At 48.6% G+C, this 3875-nt stretch carries 5 protein-coding genes; 4 read left to right on the top strand and 1 reads right to left on the bottom strand.

Features of this window, described 5'->3' with window-relative positions; genetic code table 11:
* Positions 1-22: 22 nt before the first annotated feature.
* Positions 23-499, bottom strand: coding sequence for an NAD(P)H-quinone oxidoreductase subunit N (locus tag H6S82_RS22700; protein ID WP_190460900.1), 477 nt, complete (start codon positions 497-499; stop codon positions 23-25).
* A gap of 857 nt (positions 500-1356) precedes the next feature.
* On the opposite strand from H6S82_RS22700, the gene rplC reads away from it, so the two are divergent.
* The 4 genes from rplC to rplB all read left to right on the top strand — a co-directional run.
* Positions 1357-1992 carry a 50S ribosomal protein L3 gene (gene rplC / locus H6S82_RS22695; RefSeq protein ID WP_190460898.1) on the top strand — a complete coding sequence of 212 codons (636 nt, stop codon included), beginning with the start codon at positions 1357-1359 and terminating at the stop codon, positions 1990-1992.
* Positions 1993-2103: 111 nt separating this feature from the next.
* Complete coding sequence (rplD, locus tag H6S82_RS22690) at positions 2104-2736, top strand: 50S ribosomal protein L4 (RefSeq protein WP_190460895.1); 633 nt, start codon at positions 2104-2106, stop codon at positions 2734-2736.
* Complete coding sequence (locus H6S82_RS22685; RefSeq protein WP_190460893.1) at positions 2729-3043, top strand: 50S ribosomal protein L23; 315 nt, start codon at positions 2729-2731, stop codon at positions 3041-3043. The genes rplD and H6S82_RS22685 overlap by 8 nt, the downstream gene beginning before the upstream one ends.
* 122 nt (positions 3044-3165) lie before the next feature.
* Positions 3166-3875 (top strand): 50S ribosomal protein L2 (rplB, locus tag H6S82_RS22680; RefSeq protein ID WP_191056749.1); only part of this gene is annotated, 710 nt, incomplete at its 3' end.

Raw genomic sequence — 3875 nt, 5'->3', positions numbered from 1 at the left:
TCCCCCACTCCCCCACTCCTACTTAAGCCGCAGCCAAAGTATTCTTAAGGGGCATCCAGCGGAAAGCGCGATCGCCACCCATTTCCACTATCAGCTTCACTCGCGGCTCCATACTCGGCAAATTCGCCAAGTACTCAACCTCTTGACTGGAAAGAATATGCCCTTCGACGATCCACAACACCAGTCCCTTTGACTTGGGTGGCAGATGTTCCAACTGATAGTTGACGATCGGCGGCACATAGTACACATAACCGACTGCCGCGCCTGTGCCAAGGCTCTTCTTACCCAAATGGGGAGGACGCACCCCATGAACTCCAGTCAGGTACATAGCCACATCACCCAGCCCCCGCGCACTTATATTTAAAGTGGTGTAGCCAGCTGCTCGTATCCGTCGTTGGTAACGACCTTCAAAACCTCCCTCCAGGGGAACGTAAATCCCCAGTGCGCCTGACTTTTCTAGATCTCGAATCAGTTTGCTTCCAGTTGTGATTAAAGCCATAAACTTGGGTGTTACCCGCTAAATGAGTTAAAGAAACGTTACATATAATGTCATTCTAGTAGTGGGGGTAGAACTTTCTGAACAATTTACCTCCTTCCTGGCTGGCCTAAGTCGGCAACGCTGCCAAAAAATTTCTGCCAGGGACTAGACAAGTGCAAAAAAATCGTCTATATTGTTCGATTGTGGCTAAAATTTAATTTTGCTTTTTTTTCTGTCAAGGACTGAAAGCAAAGATGGGATGCCGCCAGTTAAATAGGCTGGCTCCTCCTAGCAGAAATAAATTATTTCTGCACCATAAGGTAAGGGTCAATCTTAAAAATTATCCAGTCCTTGCGGTCACAGCGACTCTAGATGCCTTCAGCTTCAAAAGACTCCGGTTTAGACCGATAAAAGTCAAACAAGCAGGAAGTGACATCAACAAAAGACAGTAATGTCCGGAGTTGTTTGAATTCTACCGAGCGAAAACAAGTGTTAAGCAAAGGTGGGGAAAGCTCTCAAGCTAACCGATAAGCCACATTGAGTTCTGGCCTAAAAGAGATACTAAGCGGCTTGCTACTTAAGTCTCAGTGCCAGGGAATAATGCCAAGCTTACTGCTGGGCTACTTAACAAACAGCTTAAATTAGCTGACGCTTTGCCAAAGTAAGGGTTGGTAAAGGTAGGAATGCAAGCAGCTGTACTTGCAGGAGCCTATTTTATGAGTTTGGAGCGGGGTTAACCCTCTTTCTGAGCCTCGACAGAGAAGCGAACAGCGAGATAGCGGTTAAACCCACCCATAAACAGAAGAAAGCGGATCGACGGATTTATTTATCCGAGTCCGAGTTGATTGTAGTGCGTAAACAAGGAGAGACCAGGTACTGTGGCTGTCGGTATCCTCGGCACTAAGCTAGGCATGACCCAAATTTTTGACGAAACGGGGAAAGCGATCCCCGTCACGGTCGTGCAAGCGGGGCCATGCCCCATTACTCAGATTAAGACGCAGCAGACAGATGGCTACTCTGCCATCCAAGTCGGTTTTGGCTCAACGACTCAAAAGGCTCTCAACAAGCCAGAAATGGGACACTTGGCCAAATCGAATTCCCCGCCGTTGCGTCATCTGAACGAATATCGCATAGAGAATACGGGTGATTATCAACTGGGTGAGCCGATTAACGTCGATATTTTTACCCCAGGCCAAATAGTGGATGTTAGGGGTACAAGTATCGGTAAAGGCTTTGCCGGTTATCAGAAACGGCATAACTTTGGGCGGGGGCCGATGTCCCACGGTTCCAAAAATCACCGCTTGCCCGGTTCCGTAGGTGCTGGAACAACACCGGGAAGAGTATATCCCGGAAAGCGGATGGCAGGTCGTTTGGGCGGCAAACAAGTGACGATTCGCAAACTCACCATTGTGCGCGTAGATGCGGAGCGGAATTTGTTGCTGATTAAAGGAGCGGTTCCCGGTAAAAGGGGTGCCTTGCTCAGTATCACACCGACGAAAAAAGTAGGTAAATAGTCAAGTCAAAAGTCATCAGTCATCAGTCATGTCATGAAATAGATACTTATGACAAATGACAAAAATGACAACTGACAACTGACAACTGACAACTGACAGAGGACGAAGAATATGGTTAACTGTGTGGTGCGAAACTGGGAAGGACAAGAAGTCGGGCAAGCGTCTTTGGAACTCAAAGTAGCCAAAGAAGAAAACGCAGCTCACATCGTCCACCGGGCGCTAGTACGCCAAATGACCAATGCGCGGCAAGGAACTGCCAGCACCAAAACGAGATCGGAAGTTAGAGGTGGAGGTCGCAAACCCTGGCGGCAAAAAGGAACAGGTCGGGCTCGTGCAGGTTCGATCAGATCTCCCCTGTGGCGCGGTGGTGGTGTCATCTTTGGGCCAAAGCCGAGAGACTTTGAAGTGAAGATGAACCGCAAAGAAAAGCGGTTGGCTTTGAGAACGGCTTTGATGAGCAGAGCGGAAGATTTGGTTGTGGTAGAAGAATTTGTGGAAAAGCTGCCCAGACCAAAAACTAAGGAGTTATTGGCAGCAATGCAGCGCTGGGGCGTGCCAGAAGACGCAAAAATCCTGTTGATCGTGTCAGAACCAGCGCCGATCGTATATTTGTCAGCTCGCAATATTGCCAGACTGAAGATGACGCCGGCCAACCAATTGAATGTATACGATCTGCTCTGGGCAGACAAAGTAGTGACAACATCATCAGCTTTGGCCAAAATTCAGGAGGTGTACGATGCCTGACAATACTTTGCGGACACTGGCAGATTTAGTACGCCGCCCCTTGGTAACTGAAAAAGCCACTATGCTGATGGAGCAAGAAAAATACACATTTGAAGTAGCTCCCAAGGCAACAAAAACACAAATAAAAGCAGCGATCGAACAGTTATTCAATGTCAAAGTAAAGGCAGTGAATACCGTTACACCGCCACGCAAAAAGCGTCGGGTTGGCAAATTTGTTGGGTTTAAAGCTCACTACAAAAAAGCCATAGTCACCTTGGCATCCGGCGACGGGGAAAAAATCCGGCAAGTTCTGTTCCCAGAAGTATAGGGAATTTCAAAATTTAGATTTCAAATTTCAAATTTAAATTAAATCGGCAATTTGAAATCGGCAATTTGAAATTACGCTCCACCCCATCAAGCACAAAATTCAAATACTTTCATCTTTTAGTTATGGGTACCCGTTCTTATCGGCCATACACCCCCGGTACGCGCCAGTGTACAGTTTCCGACTTTGCTGAAATCACCCGCAGCGAGCCAGAACCCTCGCTAACGGTATCGAAACATCGTAAAAAAGGCCGCAACAATCGCGGCGTGATTACCAGCAGACGTAGAGGTGGCGGACACAAGCGTCTTTACCGCATCATCGACTTTCGTCGCGACAAGCACAATATCCCAGCTAAAGTAGCTGCGATTGAATACGACCCCAACCGCAATGCTCGCATTGCACTTGTGTACTATCGGGATGGCGAAAAACGCTATATTTTGCATCCCAATGGTTTGAAAGTGGGGACGACGATCGTTTCTGGGCCGGATTCGCCGATCGAAATTGGCAACGCCCTGCCGCTGAGCAATATCCCATTAGGTACCAGCGTCCACAACATCGAACTCTATCCAGGTCGAGGCGCACAAATCGTTCGAGCTGCTGGTGCGACCGCTCAAGTGGTAGCTAAAGAAGGCAACTACGTCACCCTCAAGCTGCCATCCGGCGAAGTCCGCATGGTACTGAAGGAATGCTACGCTACCATCGGCCAGGTGGGCAACCTAGATGCCAGAAACTTGAGTACCGGCAAAGCAGGTCGCAATCGCTGGAAAGGTCGCCGGCCTAAAGTTAGAGGCAGCGTCATGAACCCAGTGGATCACCCCCACGGCGGTGGAGAAGG

Origin of the sequence: Planktothrix sp. FACHB-1355 (assembly GCF_014748295.1) — a bacterium.
GTDB lineage: Bacteria > Cyanobacteriota > Cyanobacteriia > Cyanobacteriales > Aerosakkonemataceae > Aerosakkonema > Aerosakkonema funiforme_A.
This window is presented reverse-complemented; position numbering and strand designations above follow the sequence as displayed.

What these genes read in the sequence shown, in the direction of transcription:
- rplD (WP_190460895.1), top strand. Translation starts at nt 2,104, where the DNA reads ATGGTTAACTGTGTGGTGCGAAACTGGGAAGGACAAGAAGTCGGGCAA.
- H6S82_RS22700 (WP_190460900.1), bottom strand. Translation starts at nt 499, where the DNA reads ATGGCTTTAATCACAACTGGAAGCAAACTGATTCGAGATCTAGAAAAG.
- H6S82_RS22685 (WP_190460893.1), top strand. Translation starts at nt 2,729, where the DNA reads ATGCCTGACAATACTTTGCGGACACTGGCAGATTTAGTACGCCGCCCC.